The sequence below is a fragment of the Roseovarius salincola genome (genome assembly GCF_026891095.1).
Taxonomy (GTDB): domain Bacteria; phylum Pseudomonadota; class Alphaproteobacteria; order Rhodobacterales; family Rhodobacteraceae; genus Roseovarius; species Roseovarius salincola.
This window is the reverse complement of record NZ_JAPTNL010000013.1, coordinates 98,307-111,271: the sequence shown is the minus strand read 5'-3', so window position 1 is coordinate 111,271 and position 12,965 is coordinate 98,307. Positions and strand designations below refer to the sequence as shown.

Here is a 12,965-nt window from a genome sequence, read left to right as displayed (position 1 = left end):
GTGCATCGCTGTATCGTCCGTTCTTCATCGTAAATCTCCTCAGATATCTTGCCGAGAAAATTCTACTTTTGAACACCACTGATTTTCGGGGGGATTACCCGGGCGCTCGGTTTTCCGCCGCGCGCCACGCGTGATGCGGTCACTTTTCGGGGCTGTTCTGAGGGGTTTTCGGCGTTTTGTACCAAACTTTCCGGGCACATGCCGATTTTGGTACGAAACCCGCGTACAAAACAGACGTTTTGTACGCGGGATCAAGTGGCGGGCCCGCACGCAACCGTTTGGTTCTCTCATTCCCGAGGACCTGTATATACAGGTGGGCGCCGGAGGTAACCAGACCACGGCCTGATCAGAGCCAGCTCCCTCGGAATTGCTTAAGGCCACCGGAATGCAACCGTTCACGAGAAGGGCAGCACCCGCCAATCCTCTAATTAGGGCTTAAAGGACAACGCGACAAGGGGGCGTCGGGGGGTTGCGCATGTTCTCCATATGTTCATACTGTCCTCATGGAACCGAACCCCGAGGAATTGGCGCGTCCCGGCCAGCTTCTGGCGCGTGGCGTGTGCCGCCATCTCTTGACGCATGACTTTGTTTCCATTGAGGAATTCACCCCCGAACGTGGACGGCGCGTGGATGTGATGGCGCTTGGTCCCAAGGGTGAGATCTGGATCATCGAGTGCAAATCATCGCGCGCCGATTTCGCCTCAGACAGCAAGTGGCAGGGCTATCTCGGCTGGTGTGACCGGTATTTCTGGGCGGTGGATGCGGCGTTTCCGGTGGATCTTCTGCCCGATGATACTGGGCTGATCATGGCCGATGCCTATGACGCCGAGATCCTGCGCATGGGGCCTGAAACCCGTCTTGCCGCTGCCCGGCGCACGGCCCTGACCCGCCGCTTCGCCCGCCACGCCGCCCGGCGCCACCAATCCCTTCGCGACCCCGGCCTCAGGAAGAGCGGGCCTGCGCCGCCTTGATCGCGGCCATGATCTCGGCGGCGATCTCCTCGGCCTCGTCGGGGGAAAAATCCATAGGGATTTCAATGCCATCGGCTTCGATGAACAGGCGCACCATGCCTTGGTCGGTCGGCCCGATCTGAAGATTGGCTTCGATATCGCGTTCGGTATTGATGCCCATGACGGCCTCCTGCACAGAGGTATGCGCCTACTCGTTTCTGCGTTGAATGGCAAGCCGGATGCGCCCCGCACCCTTCTGCGCCCCCGCTATGATCGCCCGCATAAAGCTGGCAAAACGCGCTTCAACAGGCTTGCATTCGCCGGTCGGGAAAGTTACATCGCGCCCGTGTGCCGCCTTAGCTCAGTAGGTTAGAGCGCTTGATTGTGGATCAAGAGGTCGCCCGTTCGAGCCGGGCAGGCGGTACCATCCCTTCACGACCCGTCCTGTGTTATCTGGACTGTGCGCTGCAATTGGCCAGTGACGCGGTCATAGATCAGGATGCGGTCGTCATCGGTGACCACGGCGAACCAGCCCCGCCCTTGGGTGAAGGCCTGCGCACTCGCGCCGCCTGGCAGTTCGATCGCCTCGGGCAGGTCGGGGCCCTTGTCGGCGAAGCGGGTGACAAGCAGGAAGATGATGACTAGAACCCCGGCAATCATCGTGCCCGTCAGGATCGTGACCAGCAGGCGCAGATACCTTAACATCGCCGGGTCGACCGGCTGAGGCTCGGGGCTGTTGTCCATGTCGTCCACCCTTGTTTCATTCCGGATCGCGGCCGATCCGCCACCCCGCCTTGATAAGGCGTTGTCCCGCGATGTGCCAGAGGACGCGGCACTGTCGCGCACGCGCCTTGCCCGGCTGATCGCCGAAGGCGCGGTCCGCGTGAACGGCATCCGCGTCAGCGAACCCAAGGCGCGTGTGGGCGAGGGTGACCTTGTCGAGATCACCGTGCCAGAGGCCGAGGAAAGCCATATCGGGGCGGAAGATATCTCGCTCGATGTGATCCACGAGGATGACGATTTGATCGTCATCAACAAGCCTGCGGGGATGGTGGTCCATCCCGCGCCTGGCAGCCCCGGCGGCACGCTGGTCAACGCGCTGCTGCACCATTGCGGCGAGACCCTTTCCGGGGTGGGCGGGGCCAAACGTCCCGGCATCGTGCATCGCATCGACAAGGACACCAGCGGTCTTCTGGTGGTTGCCAAGTCGGACCGGGCGCATCACGGGCTGGCCGCACAGTTCGAAAAGCACAGTGTCGAGCGGTATTACCGCGCTGTGGTTTATGGCGTACCCGACGCCGCCGATCCGCGGCTGCGCGGGCTGCGTGGCGTGGGGTTTGAAAGCGGCAACATCATGCGCATCACCACCCAGCTTGCGCGCCACCGCACCGACCGTCAGAAGCAGGCGGTGCTGTTTCAGGGCGGGCGCCATGCGGTGACGCGCGCCCGAGTGGTCGAAAGGTTCGGTCAGCCCGCTGTCGCCGCGCTGATGGAATGCTGGCTGGAAACCGGGCGCACGCACCAGATCCGCGTGCACATGGCCCATGCGGGGCACGGGTTGATCGGTGATCAGGTCTATGGCGGGCGGCGCAAACTGCCGCTGCGCGCCTTGCCGGATGCCGCACTGCAAACGGCACGCGATTTTCCTCGTCAGGCGCTTCATGCTGCGTTCCTGGGCTTCGAGCACCCCGTAAGTGCGCAGCATATGCGCTTCGAGGCGCCGTTGCCCGCCGACATGGCCGGGCTGATCGCGGCTTTGCGCGGCGGGGAATCCTGCACGGTTGCGTGAGCGCGATGTCACATTGTCGGAAAAGGAACTTTTGGGGCCCTCATCTGTTAATCTTTTACAGGTAAATCCTCTTGAAGCCGGGCTTCAGAGGCCCCATCTTTATGTTAACCCTATAAACATTGGGAGGGACACAAGAGTTGAGTAACTACGCAAATCTCCCGGCACCATCGCCGGAAGGCGGCTTGAACCGCTACCTTCAGGAAATCCGGAAATTCCCCCTTCTGGAGCCGGAGGAGGAATATATGCTCGCCAAACGGTGGGTCGAGGAACAGGATACCGAAGCCGCCCACAAGATGGTCACCAGTCACCTGCGTCTGGCGGCCAAAATTGCCATGGGCTATCGCGGCTATGGCCTGCCCACGGCCGAAGTGATTTCCGAGGCGAATGTCGGCCTCATGCAGGCGGTCAAGCGATTTGACCCGGAGCGCGGTTTCCGACTGGCCACCTATGCCATGTGGTGGATTCGTGCGAGCATCCAAGAATACATCCTGCGCAGCTGGTCGATGGTCAAACTGGGCACGACTAGCGCCCAGAAGAAACTGTTCTTCAATTTGCGCAAGGCCAAAGCCAAGATCGGCGCGCTTGAAGAGGGAGACCTGCGCCCCGAGAACGTCAAGCGGATCGCAACCGATCTCGGTGTGACCGAGGCCGAGGTCATCTCGATGAACCGGCGCATGTCGGGTGGAGATGCATCGCTCAACGCCCGTGTCGGCGCCGAGGGCGAAGGCACGATGGAATGGCAGGATTGGCTTGAGGACGAGGATGCCGACCAGGCCACAGATTACGAACGCCGCGACGAACTGGAAGCGCGCCGCGAGTTGCTGGCCAAAGCGATGGACGTGCTCAATGATCGCGAAAAGGATATCCTGACGCAGCGTCGGCTGAGCGATCAGACCATCACGCTGGAAGACCTGAGCAGCCAATACGACGTCAGCCGCGAGCGCATTCGCCAGATTGAGGTGCGTGCTTTCGAGAAACTTCAAAAGCGGATGCGCGACCTTGCCGGTGAAAAAGGAATGTTGCCCTCGGCCTGATCGCTTGGCGCAGGCACGAAATGGGGATAGCCTCTCCCGTAATACGGGAGAGGTTTTTTGATACCATTTAAGGTAATGATTTCCTTAAGGAACACGACACGCGCGTGGCAGGCGATTCTGGTTGGTGCCGTACTTCTGGCTGCAGCCTGCGCGCCGCGACCGACAGCGGATCGTGGTCCCCTGACTGCTGATGCAACGATAGAGCATGTGTATGTCGCCACGCAGCGCGACCTGACTCGCCCGCGCCAGACGTTCGGTCAGCCGCGCAATGAACAGTTGAACTTCTTCAGGGCCACAGTATCCATTCCGCCGGTTCACGCGCCCGGCAAAATCGAATGGCCCAAGCGGGGGCAACCGGCGGACCCGGGGCTGAATTTCGTGGTTACCGATACCAAGGTCTATGACCGGCCCGACAACTTCGTGCGCGAGATGAAGCGCGATGCAACGATGCGCGAAACCATGGTCTTCGTGCATGGTTACAACAACACCCTGTCGGACGCGATGTATCGACTGGCACAGATCCAGGCCGATTTCGATCTCGGCATGTCCTCCGTCCTGTTCTCGTGGCTGTCGGCGGGAGATCCGCGCGGCTATATCTATGATCGTGACAGTGTTCTTTACGCCCGCGACGATCTGGAAAGGGTGCTCAAGAAGATCACAGCATATGATGACAGCTCGATCCTGCTGGTGGCGCATTCGATGGGATCGCATCTGGTCATGGAGGTCATGCGTCAGGCCGCTCTGCGTGGTGACCGGGCATTGCTGTCACGCATCAATGGTGTGATCCTGATGTCGCCCGATCTCGACCCCGACCTCTTCCGCAGTCAGGTCGAGGCGATCGGGAAGCTGCCGCAGCCGTTCCTGATTTTCGTATCGCGCGAGGACCGGGCGCTATCGCTGGCCAGCTTCATCACCGGGCGAAAACCGCGCCTCGGCGTGATCGATGGCCCCGAGACGGTCGAAGGGCTGAACGTGAATGTGATCGATTTCACCGCGCTCGCCGATGGCGAGGGGTTGAATCACTCGGTGCCTGCGACGTCCCCTGCGGCGATTTCGTTGCTTCGGGGCATGTTCTCGCAGGCTTCGACGGGCGGTGGCGGATTCGACGATTACATGGTGCTCGAGGCCCCACCGCCCGAAACCGGGGCATTGCCGATTCCGGGTGGCGGCACGATCGGTCGCACACGTTAGTCTTCCATCGCTTCCAACTCGTCGATCAGGCGCGAGATCATGCTCAGCCCCTTGTCCCAGAAGGCCGGATCGCCAGCATCGAGGCCGAAGGGCGCCAGCAATTCCTTGTGGTGCTTCGATCCGCCTGCCTTGAGCATTTCGAAATACTTGTCCTGGAACCCTTCGGGGTTTTCCTCGTAGACGGCGTAAAGCGCGTTCACCAAGCCGTCTCCAAAGGCATAGGCATAGACATAGAAGGGCGAATGGACGAAATGCGGGATATAGGCCCAGAAGGTCTCGTAGCCGTCCATGAAGTCGAAGGCGGGTCCAAGTGATTCGGCCTGGACCGACATCCACAGGGCGTTGATGTCATCGGGCGTCAGTTCACCGCCGCGGCGCGCATCGTGCAACTTGCACTCGAAGTCGTAGAACGCGATCTGGCGCACCACCGTGTTGATCATGTCCTCAACCTTGCCCGCCAGCAGGACCTTGCGTTCGGTCTGGGTCGAGGCTTTTTCAAGCATTTTGCGGAAGGTCAGCATCTCGCCGAAGACGCTGGCGGTTTCGGCCAGTGTCAGCGGGGTGTTGGCTAGCAACTCGCCCTGATCGGCGGCCAGAACCTGATGGACACCGTGGCCGAGCTCATGCGCCAAGGTCATGACGTCGCGCGGTTTGCCGAGATAGTTCAGCATCACATAGGGGTGCACGTCGGTGACCGTGGGATGGGCGAAGGCACCCGGCGCCTTGCCGGGTTTGACGCCGGCGTCGATCCAGCCCTTCTTGAAGAACGGATCCGCCAGATCACCCATGCGCGGATCGAAGGCCGAATAGGCCTCCATCACGATGTCGCGCGCCCCGTCCCAATCGACGATCTTCTTGTCCTCGATGGGCAAGGGCGCGTTGCGATCCCAGACCTGCATCCGATCAAGGCCCAGCCACTTGCGCTTGAGTTCGTAATAGCGGTGGCTCAGTTTCGGATAGCCCGCGACAACGGCATCGCGCAGCGCTTCGACGACCTCGGGTTCAACATCATTCGACAGGTGGCGCCCGGTCTGGGGCGTGGGCATGCCGCGCCAGCGGTCGATCACTTCCTTTTCCTTGGCCGAGGTGTTGTGGACGCGGGCGAAAGTGCGGACGTTCTGCCCGAAGACGCGGGCCAGTTCACGTGCTGCACTCTCGCGCTTGGCGCGTGTCTGATCGGTCAGCAGGTTCAGCGTGGCCTCGATGCCCAGTTCCTCGCCATCGACGGTGAAGCTCAAACCCGCGATCGTCTCGTCGAAAAGCCGCTCCCAGGCGTCGCCGACAACACCAAGATCGTGCAGGAATCTTTCAAGCTCGTCGGATAGCTGGTACGGTTTCATCGCGCGGATGCGGTCCAGCACCGGCTTGTAGCGGGCAAGTTCGGCGTTTTGCGCATACATCGCACTCAGCGCGGCCTCGTCCAGCCGGTTCAGCTCAAGCGAGAAGAATACCAGCGGTGTCGTGTAGGTGGTGATCTTTTCCTGGCAATCCGAAAGGAACTTGGCGCGTCCGCCATCGGTGGTCTGCTGGTAATAGCGCAACCCGGCATAGGACATGATGCGCCCGGCGATATTGCTGATCTTCTCGTCGCGCCGGATACATTCCAGCAATCCATCCGCATCCAGCTCGGTGAGCTTGCCTTCGTAATCGGCGGCGAAATCGGCGCAGGCCTTTTCCAGCCAGTCCAGATCGCGCTTGAGTTCGGCGGCCTCGGTGCTGGCGTAGAGATCCGTCAGATCCCATTCCGGAAGGGCGCCCAGGTTGTCGTCACCGGAACCGGCATTGGCGTCGTGGGCGGGAACGGGCAGATGGAACATGCGAGAGCCTCCTTTTTGTCAGGTGACACACATATGCGGGGCAGGGGGGCGGCTCAAGCCTTGATCAGGGGATATCGCAATGCGCTCCCTTGCAAGGCGCCGGCCAGCGGTTATCTTGCGACGGCACGTAATGGACATGGGGGCACGCGATGCGTTTCGCACGATATGGAGAGCCGGGACTGGAACGCCCCGGGGTGCTGGATGATGAAGGGCAGTTGCGCGATCTGTCTGGGGTCGTGCCCGATATCGTCGGGGCGGTGCTGACTGACCTGCCTCGGATCGACCCCGCCACGCTGCCACTTGTCGAGGGGGCGCCGCGCCTTGGCCCGCCAGTGGGGCGCGTGGGCAAGTTCATCGGGATCGGTCTCAACTATTCCGACCATGCTGCGGAAACCGGAATGGAGCCGCCCGAACATCCGATCGTGTTCATGAAGGCGACATCCTCGATCATCGGTGCGAACGATACGGTCAGCCTGCCACGCGGCTCGCGGCATTCGGATTGGGAAGTGGAACTGGGCGTGGTGATCGGCAAAATGGCGAAATACGTGAGCGAGGCCGACGCGCTCGATCATGTGGCGGGCTATTGCATCGTGAATGACGTTTCCGAGCGCACCTTTCAGGCAAAACGCTCCGGCCAGTGGACCAAGGGCAAGAGCTGCGACACCTTTGGCCCGATCGGCCCCTGGCTGGTGACGCCAGACGAGGCGGGCGATCCGCAAGATCTGAACCTGACGCTGGATCTGAACGGTGAGCGCATGCAGACCGGTCATACCGGCAAGATGATCTTCAGCGTGGCGCAGATCATCGCACATCTGAGCGAGATGATGAGCCTGCAACCCGGAGACGTGATCGCCACCGGCACCCCGCCCGGAGTCGGGATGGGCATGTCGCCCAGGCGGTTCCTGTCAGAGGGCGACGTGATGGAGCTTACGATTGACGGGCTTGGGCGTCAGCGGCAACCGGTCGCGCGTGATCCATAGTCGGGGATTTCTCGTGCGCGACATCCCGAGGCGCGTCAAGGAACCTGCCGATCAGTTCCATCACGTCGCCGCGCATTTCGGGCGTGTCCATCAGCACCTCGTGGCGGCCAGCCGCTATGACCTCGAACCGCCCGTCGGGCCAGCGCGACATGCGCTCGATGATCCGGGCGGGGTCGACGATGTCTTCCTCTGACCCCAGAACCGTCAAGCATGGCAGCTCGGGTGAAGGTTCGCGCGCCAGTGCGCGGGTTTCGCGCAGGGCCTCGTAGAGCCAATGCAGGCTGGGGCCACCAAGGCCAAGCTCGGGATAGGCGAGCGCCTGGTCGATCATGTATTGATACATGTCCGGGCAGCCGGTTAGCTTGTTGGTCGCGAAGGGTTCGGTCAGCACATAGTTTTCCGGGTCGGTGCCGGGAGCGTATCGCTCGCCCATGCCCAGTTTGCTGCTGGTCCATGACAGGGACCAGGCAAGCGGGCGCAGCGAACCGGAGATCTTGATACCCCACATCGGGCCGGAAAAGACGCAGCTTTGAACTGGCAGGCCCTCCAACACTGCCCGCAGCCCGATGCAGCCGCCCATGGAATGCGCCAACAGATGCCAGGGGCGCGGAAGGTCGAGCGCCTCGGCGGTGGCGATCATGGCGTTCACGTCATGCTGGTAATCTGTGAACCGCATCACATGACCGGACATGGCATCGCCCGTCAGCCTGTCCGAAATACCCTGACCGCGCCAATCCAGCGCCAAGGTCGCGTAACCGCGCTTTGCGAGGTCGCCCGCGGTGCGCCCGTATTTCTCGATATACTCGGTGCGCCCCGGAAACAGAAGCACCGTTCCGCGCGGTTTCGAGCCGCCCCACAACCCCGCCCGCACGCGCACCCCGTCCGCGGTGATCAGCCACCAGGCCGCACCATCGGTCGGGCCATCGGCCACGTCTGCGAAGAAGGGGGCTTTTTCCATCAGGCCAGGACACTGCCCAGCTTCATGGCCGTTCCCATGTCGCCATCGACGCTGAGCTTGCCCGACATGAAGGCCGCCGTCGGGTCCATGTCGCCATCGAGGATCGCCTGAAAGGTGTCGGCATCCGCGGTCAGCGTGACCTCGGCCTCTTCGTCGGCGGCGCGTGCGCCATCGCCGTCGACCATGATCGAACCTTCGTTCTCGATCACGAATTTGGCGTTGCCATCGAACCCGTCGCTCATTTTCCCGTTGAGGGCGTTGACTGCGCTGTCGATTAGGTCGCTCATGTGGTGATCCTCCTGGTGATCTTCGTGGTTTGTCGTTCCGGGGGGTGTGAATCCGGTTTCCACTCGCTACATTCAGAGTCGTTATGAGCGCAACCATGCATCACCTCAATCGTATCGTCGCGGCACTTCTTGCTGTAGTCATGTTTTCCCTACCTTCCGCCGCGTCAGACGCTGCGCGGCTGGATGGGCTGTTCGAGGCACTCAAGACCGCTGAAACCCCGGCCGAAGCGCGTCGCGTTGCCCGCGATATCGAACATGCCTTCACCCAATCAGGGTCGCCCGCGATGGATCTGCTGCTCAAGCGGGGCAATGGCGCCCTCGAGGCGGGTGATTCGGAAGAAGCGATCGGGCATTTCACGGCGCTGACCGATCATGCGCCGGATTTCGCCGAAGGCTGGCACATGCGCGCGGTGGCGCTTGCGCGGGAGGGGCTGTATGGCCCGGCGCTCGCCGATGTGGAGCGCGCCCTGTCGATCACGCCACGGCACTTCAACGCGATCTACAGCCTCGGCGCCGTGCTGAAAGAGGTGAATCGCCCTGGCATGGCATATGAGGCTTTTTCGCGCGTTCTCGAGATTCACCCTCATCACGAAGCCGCCCGCGCGGCGATAGACCGTCTCGGTCCCGAAGTCGGCGGGCGCGACCTCTGATCTGAACGGAGATGGCCGATGGCCGAGCAGTCAAGAACCCTCGCGGTTCTGGGCCCCACCAATACCGGCAAGACGCATTTCGCGGTAGAACGGATGCTGGGGTATCGGACCGGGATCATTGGTTTGCCCCTGCGCCTGTTGGCGCGGGAGGTCTATGACCGGATCGTCGCGTTGCGCGGACCCTCGGTAGTGGCGCTTGTCACCGGCGAAGAGCGCATCGTGCCCGAGCGCACCCAATACTGGGTCTGCACCGTTGAGGCGATGCCCGAGGGGCTGGGAGCCGATTTCGTAGCTATCGACGAGATTCAGCTTTGCGCCGATCCCGAGCGCGGCCATGTGTTTACGGATCGCCTGCTTAAGATGCGCGGTCTGCGTGAAACCCAGTTTCTGGGGTCGCACACGATGCGGGGCGCGATCGCCGCACTGGTACCGGGGGTGGAATTCCTTAGTCGTGAGCGGATGTCGCAACTTTCCTACTCAGGTTCGAAAAAGATAAGCAAAATGCCTGCAAGGAGTGCAATTGTGGGCTTCTCGGTCGATAATGTATATGCGATTGCCGAAGTGCTGCGCCGCCAGAAGGGCGGTGCGGCGGTGGTGATGGGCGCGCTCAGCCCACGTACGCGCAACGCGCAGGTGGCGCTTTATCAAAATGGCGACGTAGATTACCTGGTGGCCACCGATGCCATCGGCATGGGGTTGAACCTTGATATCGACCATGTGGCGTTCTCGTCCCTGAGCAAGTTCGATGGGCGGCGGATGCGGCCTTTGGCGCCCAACGAACTGGCACAGATCGCGGGCCGGGCCGGGCGCGGCATGAGCCATGGCACCTTCGGTGTGACCGGCGAGGCGCCCGCACTGCCCGACGAGGTGGCGCGTGCGATCATGGACCACCGCTTCACACCCATCCGCAAGCTGGAGTGGCGCAATGCCAAGTTGCCCTTTGGCAATGTCGATGCGCTGATCGCCGCGCTCGAGGCCCGGCCCGAGGATGAGAGGTTGAGCCGCGCCCGCGAGGCCGACGATCTGTGCGCGTTGAAAAACCTGTCGCAGGTGGCGTCCGTGCGGGCACGCGCCGGCGACGGGCCTTCGGTGCGCCTGTTGTGGGATGTCTGCCGCGTGCCGGATTTTCGGGGCATCAGCCAGGCCGAGCATGCCAGCCTGCTGGAAACCATCTTCAACGACCTGCACGAACATGGTCACATCCCCGGCGGCTGGCTTGCGCGCCAGATCCGCCGCATCGACCGGACGGACGGAGATATTGACACGCTGTCCAAACGTCTCGCCTATATTCGGACCTGGACCTATGTTGCGCAGCGAAAAGGCTGGGTCGATGACGAAACCCATTGGCGCGGCGAAACGCGCGCGGTAGAAGACCGCCTGTCGGATGCGCTGCACGAGCGTCTGACCCAGAGATTTGTGGACCGGCGCACATCCGTGCTCTTGCGCCGGCTCAAGCAGAAGGAGGCCATGGTGGCCGATGTGAACGAAAACGGCGAGGTGACGGTCGAAGGCGAATTCGTCGGGCGTCTTGAGGGATTCCGGTTCATCCAGGACAAGGGTGCGCCCGGACAGGAGGAAAAAGCGGTGCGTCAGGCCAGCCTGCAGGCGTTGGCCCCGCATTTCCACCTCAAGGCTGACCGGTTCTACAATGCCCCGGACACCGAGATCGACTACACCGAACAGGGCGGGCTGATGTGGGGCGAGCAGGCGATCGGCAAGCTGGTTGCGGGCGCGGACCCGCTGAAACCGCAGGCCGAAGGTTTCGTCGACGACGTGGCGGGCTCTGAGGTGGCGCAGAAAGTGCAACGCCGGTTGCAGCATTTCATCGACCGCAAGGTGGCGACCCTCTTCGAACCGCTGCTGAATATCCAGCGCGACGAAAACCTGAACGGGCTGGCGCGAGGTTTCGGGTTCCGGCTGGTCGAGAATTTCGGCATCATTCCGCGCGGCGACGTGGCCGACGACGTGAAGGCCCTTGATCAGGACGCGCGCGGCGCGCTGCGCAAGCACGGTGTGCGCTTTGGCCAGTTCACGATCTTCATGCCGCTTTTGCTCAAGCCTGCGCCGACGCGGCTTAGGCTGTTGCTGTGGTCGCTGTCGCAGGGGCTCGAAGAGTTCCCAGAGGCGCCGCCGCCTGGTCTTGTGACCGTGCCGGCAGGTGCCCCCGGCGCCGTGCCGCGCGGTTATCATTCGATGGCGGGCTACCGCGCGGCCGGAGAGCGGGCGATCCGTATCGACATGCTTGAGCGGTTGGCCGACATGCTGCGCGCAGAAGACAGCCGTGGCGGGTTCGAGGCCACGGCCGACATGCTGTCGATCACCGGCATGACGCTGGAGCAATTCGCTGATCTGATGAACGGCCTTGGATACAAGGGCGAACGTGGCGAGCGCGAAAAGGTGAAACCGGTCGATCAGGCTGTGAAGGAAGCCCCGGCAGACGAGGCAGCAAGCGCTGAGACGACGGCCCAAGCCAAGGCCGAGGCCATTCCCGATCAAGGCGAAGCCCCGATTGCCGCCGACCCCGCCGAGAAATCCGAGCAGGTCGAGGGCATTCCCGCCGCCAGCGAAGGCGAGGTCCTGCCCGGCGAAGCCCCTGCCGCCGAACCTGCCGAACCCGAGATCGAGGTGTTTTACACCTTCACCTGGGCCGGACGCGGCGGACGTGCGCGCAACGAGGGGCGCGCCAAGCCCAAGGGCGGTGGCGGCAAACCGCGTGGCAAGGGCGGCAAGCCCGGCGGAGGCAAGGGCAAACCGCGTGGCGATAACGGCCCCAAGACCTTCTCGGCACGTCCAGACCGCAAGAAAGATCAGATCGATCCGGACAACCCCTTTGCCGCGGCTCTTATGGGGCTGAAGGACAAAGGCTGAGCGGTCGGCCCGTGCAGCAGCAGGATATCAACACCGACGCCAGAGCCCGCATCGACAAGTGGTTGTGGCATGCCCGTTTCTTCAAGACGCGTGGCCTTTCGGCGAAGCTGGTTTCTGGCGGCCATGTGCGGGTGAATGGCGACAAGATCGCAAAGGCCGCGCATTCTGTGGGGCCGGGCGACGTTCTGACCTTTCCGCAGGCCCGGCAGGTGCGGGTGATCCGTATCCTCGCGCTTGGCGCGCGGCGCGGCCCTGCCGCCGAGGCGCAGGCGCTTTATGAGGACCTGACACCCCCGGCGGAGCGGCTAAATGTCCCAGCCGGACCCAAATATGAAGGAAAAGGTCGTCCGACCAAGCGTGATCGGCGCAAACTCGATCTCAACCGCCGGGATGCGCTTGATTGATCCCCGGCTGTGGATTAGGTGAAACCCACTAGCGGCA

13 protein-coding genes and 1 tRNA gene are annotated in these 12,965 nt (G+C 62.4%); 9 read left to right on the top strand and 5 right to left on the bottom strand.

Annotated elements, in window-relative coordinates:
* The first annotated feature begins 503 nt into the window (after positions 1-503).
* Positions 504-971 (top strand): MmcB family DNA repair protein, encoded by a 468-nt coding sequence (locus N5A93_RS14285; RefSeq protein ID WP_268955773.1) that lies wholly within the window; start codon positions 504-506, stop codon positions 969-971.
* Here the strand turns inward: N5A93_RS14285 and N5A93_RS14280 are convergent.
* Positions 943-1,131 (bottom strand): DUF6324 family protein, encoded by a 189-nt coding sequence (locus N5A93_RS14280; RefSeq protein ID WP_085818256.1) that lies wholly within the window; start codon positions 1,129-1,131, stop codon positions 943-945. The two genes, N5A93_RS14285 and N5A93_RS14280, sit on opposite strands and share 29 nt — an antisense overlap.
* Positions 1,132-1,300: 169 nt before the next feature.
* Here N5A93_RS14280 and N5A93_RS14275 point away from each other — a divergent pair.
* Positions 1,301-1,377: transfer RNA gene (locus N5A93_RS14275), tRNA-His, on the top strand.
* Positions 1,378-1,382: 5 nt separating this feature from the next.
* Here the strand turns inward: N5A93_RS14275 and N5A93_RS14270 are convergent.
* Positions 1,383-1,694, bottom strand: coding sequence for a DUF6476 family protein (locus N5A93_RS14270; protein ID WP_268955772.1), 312 nt, complete (start codon positions 1,692-1,694; stop codon positions 1,383-1,385).
* Between N5A93_RS14270 and N5A93_RS14265 the strand changes: the two genes are divergently transcribed.
* The 3 genes from N5A93_RS14265 (at position 1,693) to N5A93_RS14255 (ending at position 4,964) form a co-directional block, all read left to right on the top strand.
* Positions 1,693-2,739, top strand: coding sequence for a pseudouridine synthase (locus N5A93_RS14265; protein WP_268955771.1), 1,047 nt, complete (start codon positions 1,693-1,695; stop codon positions 2,737-2,739). The genes N5A93_RS14270 and N5A93_RS14265 overlap by 2 nt on opposite strands.
* Before the next feature lie 137 nt (positions 2,740-2,876).
* Entirely contained in the window at positions 2,877-3,773 is an 897-nt protein-coding gene (gene rpoH, locus N5A93_RS14260) for an RNA polymerase sigma factor RpoH (protein WP_268955770.1), read from the top strand.
* 207 nt (positions 3,774-3,980) lie between these two features.
* The gene (locus N5A93_RS14255) at positions 3,981-4,964 is read left to right on the top strand and encodes an alpha/beta hydrolase (RefSeq protein ID WP_268955769.1); all 984 of its coding nucleotides are present in this window, start codon (positions 3,981-3,983) and stop codon (positions 4,962-4,964) included.
* On the opposite strand, the gene N5A93_RS14250 is transcribed toward N5A93_RS14255, so the two are convergent.
* A complete protein-coding gene (locus N5A93_RS14250) occupies positions 4,961-6,781 on the bottom strand; it encodes a M3 family oligoendopeptidase (RefSeq protein ID WP_268955768.1) in 1,821 nt (606 codons plus the stop codon). The genes N5A93_RS14255 and N5A93_RS14250 overlap by 4 nt on opposite strands.
* A 149-nt stretch (positions 6,782-6,930) precedes the next feature.
* Between N5A93_RS14250 and N5A93_RS14245 the strand changes: the two genes are divergently transcribed.
* The gene (locus N5A93_RS14245) at positions 6,931-7,761 is read left to right on the top strand and encodes a fumarylacetoacetate hydrolase family protein (RefSeq protein WP_268955767.1); all 831 of its coding nucleotides are present in this window, start codon (positions 6,931-6,933) and stop codon (positions 7,759-7,761) included.
* On the opposite strand, the gene N5A93_RS14240 is transcribed toward N5A93_RS14245, so the two are convergent.
* Positions 7,709-8,719 carry an alpha/beta hydrolase gene (locus N5A93_RS14240; RefSeq protein WP_268955766.1) on the bottom strand — a complete coding sequence of 337 codons (1,011 nt, stop codon included), beginning with the start codon at positions 8,717-8,719 and terminating at the stop codon, positions 7,709-7,711. The genes N5A93_RS14245 and N5A93_RS14240 overlap by 53 nt on opposite strands.
* Complete coding sequence (locus N5A93_RS14235) at positions 8,719-9,006, bottom strand: SCP2 sterol-binding domain-containing protein (RefSeq protein WP_268955765.1); 288 nt, start codon at positions 9,004-9,006, stop codon at positions 8,719-8,721. Before N5A93_RS14235 ends, N5A93_RS14240 begins: the two co-directional genes overlap by 1 nt.
* 140 nt (positions 9,007-9,146) lie before the next feature.
* On the opposite strand from N5A93_RS14235, the gene N5A93_RS14230 reads away from it, so the two are divergent.
* Genes N5A93_RS14230 through N5A93_RS14220 form a run of 3 tightly spaced genes read left to right on the top strand, consistent with a single transcriptional unit; the run spans position 9,147 to position 12,928 of the window.
* A complete protein-coding gene (locus tag N5A93_RS14230; RefSeq protein ID WP_268955764.1) occupies positions 9,147-9,656 on the top strand; it encodes a tetratricopeptide repeat protein in 510 nt (169 codons plus the stop codon).
* 18 nt (positions 9,657-9,674) lie between these two features.
* Positions 9,675-12,524, top strand: a complete 2,850-nt coding sequence (locus N5A93_RS14225) for a helicase-related protein (RefSeq protein ID WP_268955763.1) — start codon at positions 9,675-9,677, stop codon at positions 12,522-12,524.
* Positions 12,525-12,535: 11 nt separating this feature from the next.
* A complete protein-coding gene (locus tag N5A93_RS14220) occupies positions 12,536-12,928 on the top strand; it encodes an RNA-binding S4 domain-containing protein (RefSeq protein ID WP_268955762.1) in 393 nt (130 codons plus the stop codon).
* The last annotated feature ends 37 nt before the right edge of the window (positions 12,929-12,965 follow it).

Bases quoted from the DNA above. Each gene is read 5' to 3' on its own strand.
- N5A93_RS14280 (WP_085818256.1), bottom strand. From the start codon at position 1,131: ATGGGCATCAATACCGAACGCGATATCGAAGCCAATCTTCAGATCGGG.
- N5A93_RS14240 (WP_268955766.1), bottom strand. From the start codon at position 8,719: ATGGAAAAAGCCCCCTTCTTCGCAGACGTGGCCGATGGCCCGACCGAT.
- N5A93_RS14265 (WP_268955771.1), top strand. From the start codon at position 1,693: ATGTCGTCCACCCTTGTTTCATTCCGGATCGCGGCCGATCCGCCACCC.
- N5A93_RS14235 (WP_268955765.1), bottom strand. From the start codon at position 9,006: ATGAGCGACCTAATCGACAGCGCAGTCAACGCCCTCAACGGGAAAATG.
- N5A93_RS14230 (WP_268955764.1), top strand. From the start codon at position 9,147: ATGTTTTCCCTACCTTCCGCCGCGTCAGACGCTGCGCGGCTGGATGGG.
- N5A93_RS14270 (WP_268955772.1), bottom strand. From the start codon at position 1,694: ATGGACAACAGCCCCGAGCCTCAGCCGGTCGACCCGGCGATGTTAAGG.
- N5A93_RS14225 (WP_268955763.1), top strand. From the start codon at position 9,675: ATGGCCGAGCAGTCAAGAACCCTCGCGGTTCTGGGCCCCACCAATACC.
- N5A93_RS14285 (WP_268955773.1), top strand. From the start codon at position 504: ATGGAACCGAACCCCGAGGAATTGGCGCGTCCCGGCCAGCTTCTGGCG.
- N5A93_RS14250 (WP_268955768.1), bottom strand. From the start codon at position 6,781: ATGTTCCATCTGCCCGTTCCCGCCCACGACGCCAATGCCGGTTCCGGT.
- N5A93_RS14245 (WP_268955767.1), top strand. From the start codon at position 6,931: ATGCGTTTCGCACGATATGGAGAGCCGGGACTGGAACGCCCCGGGGTG.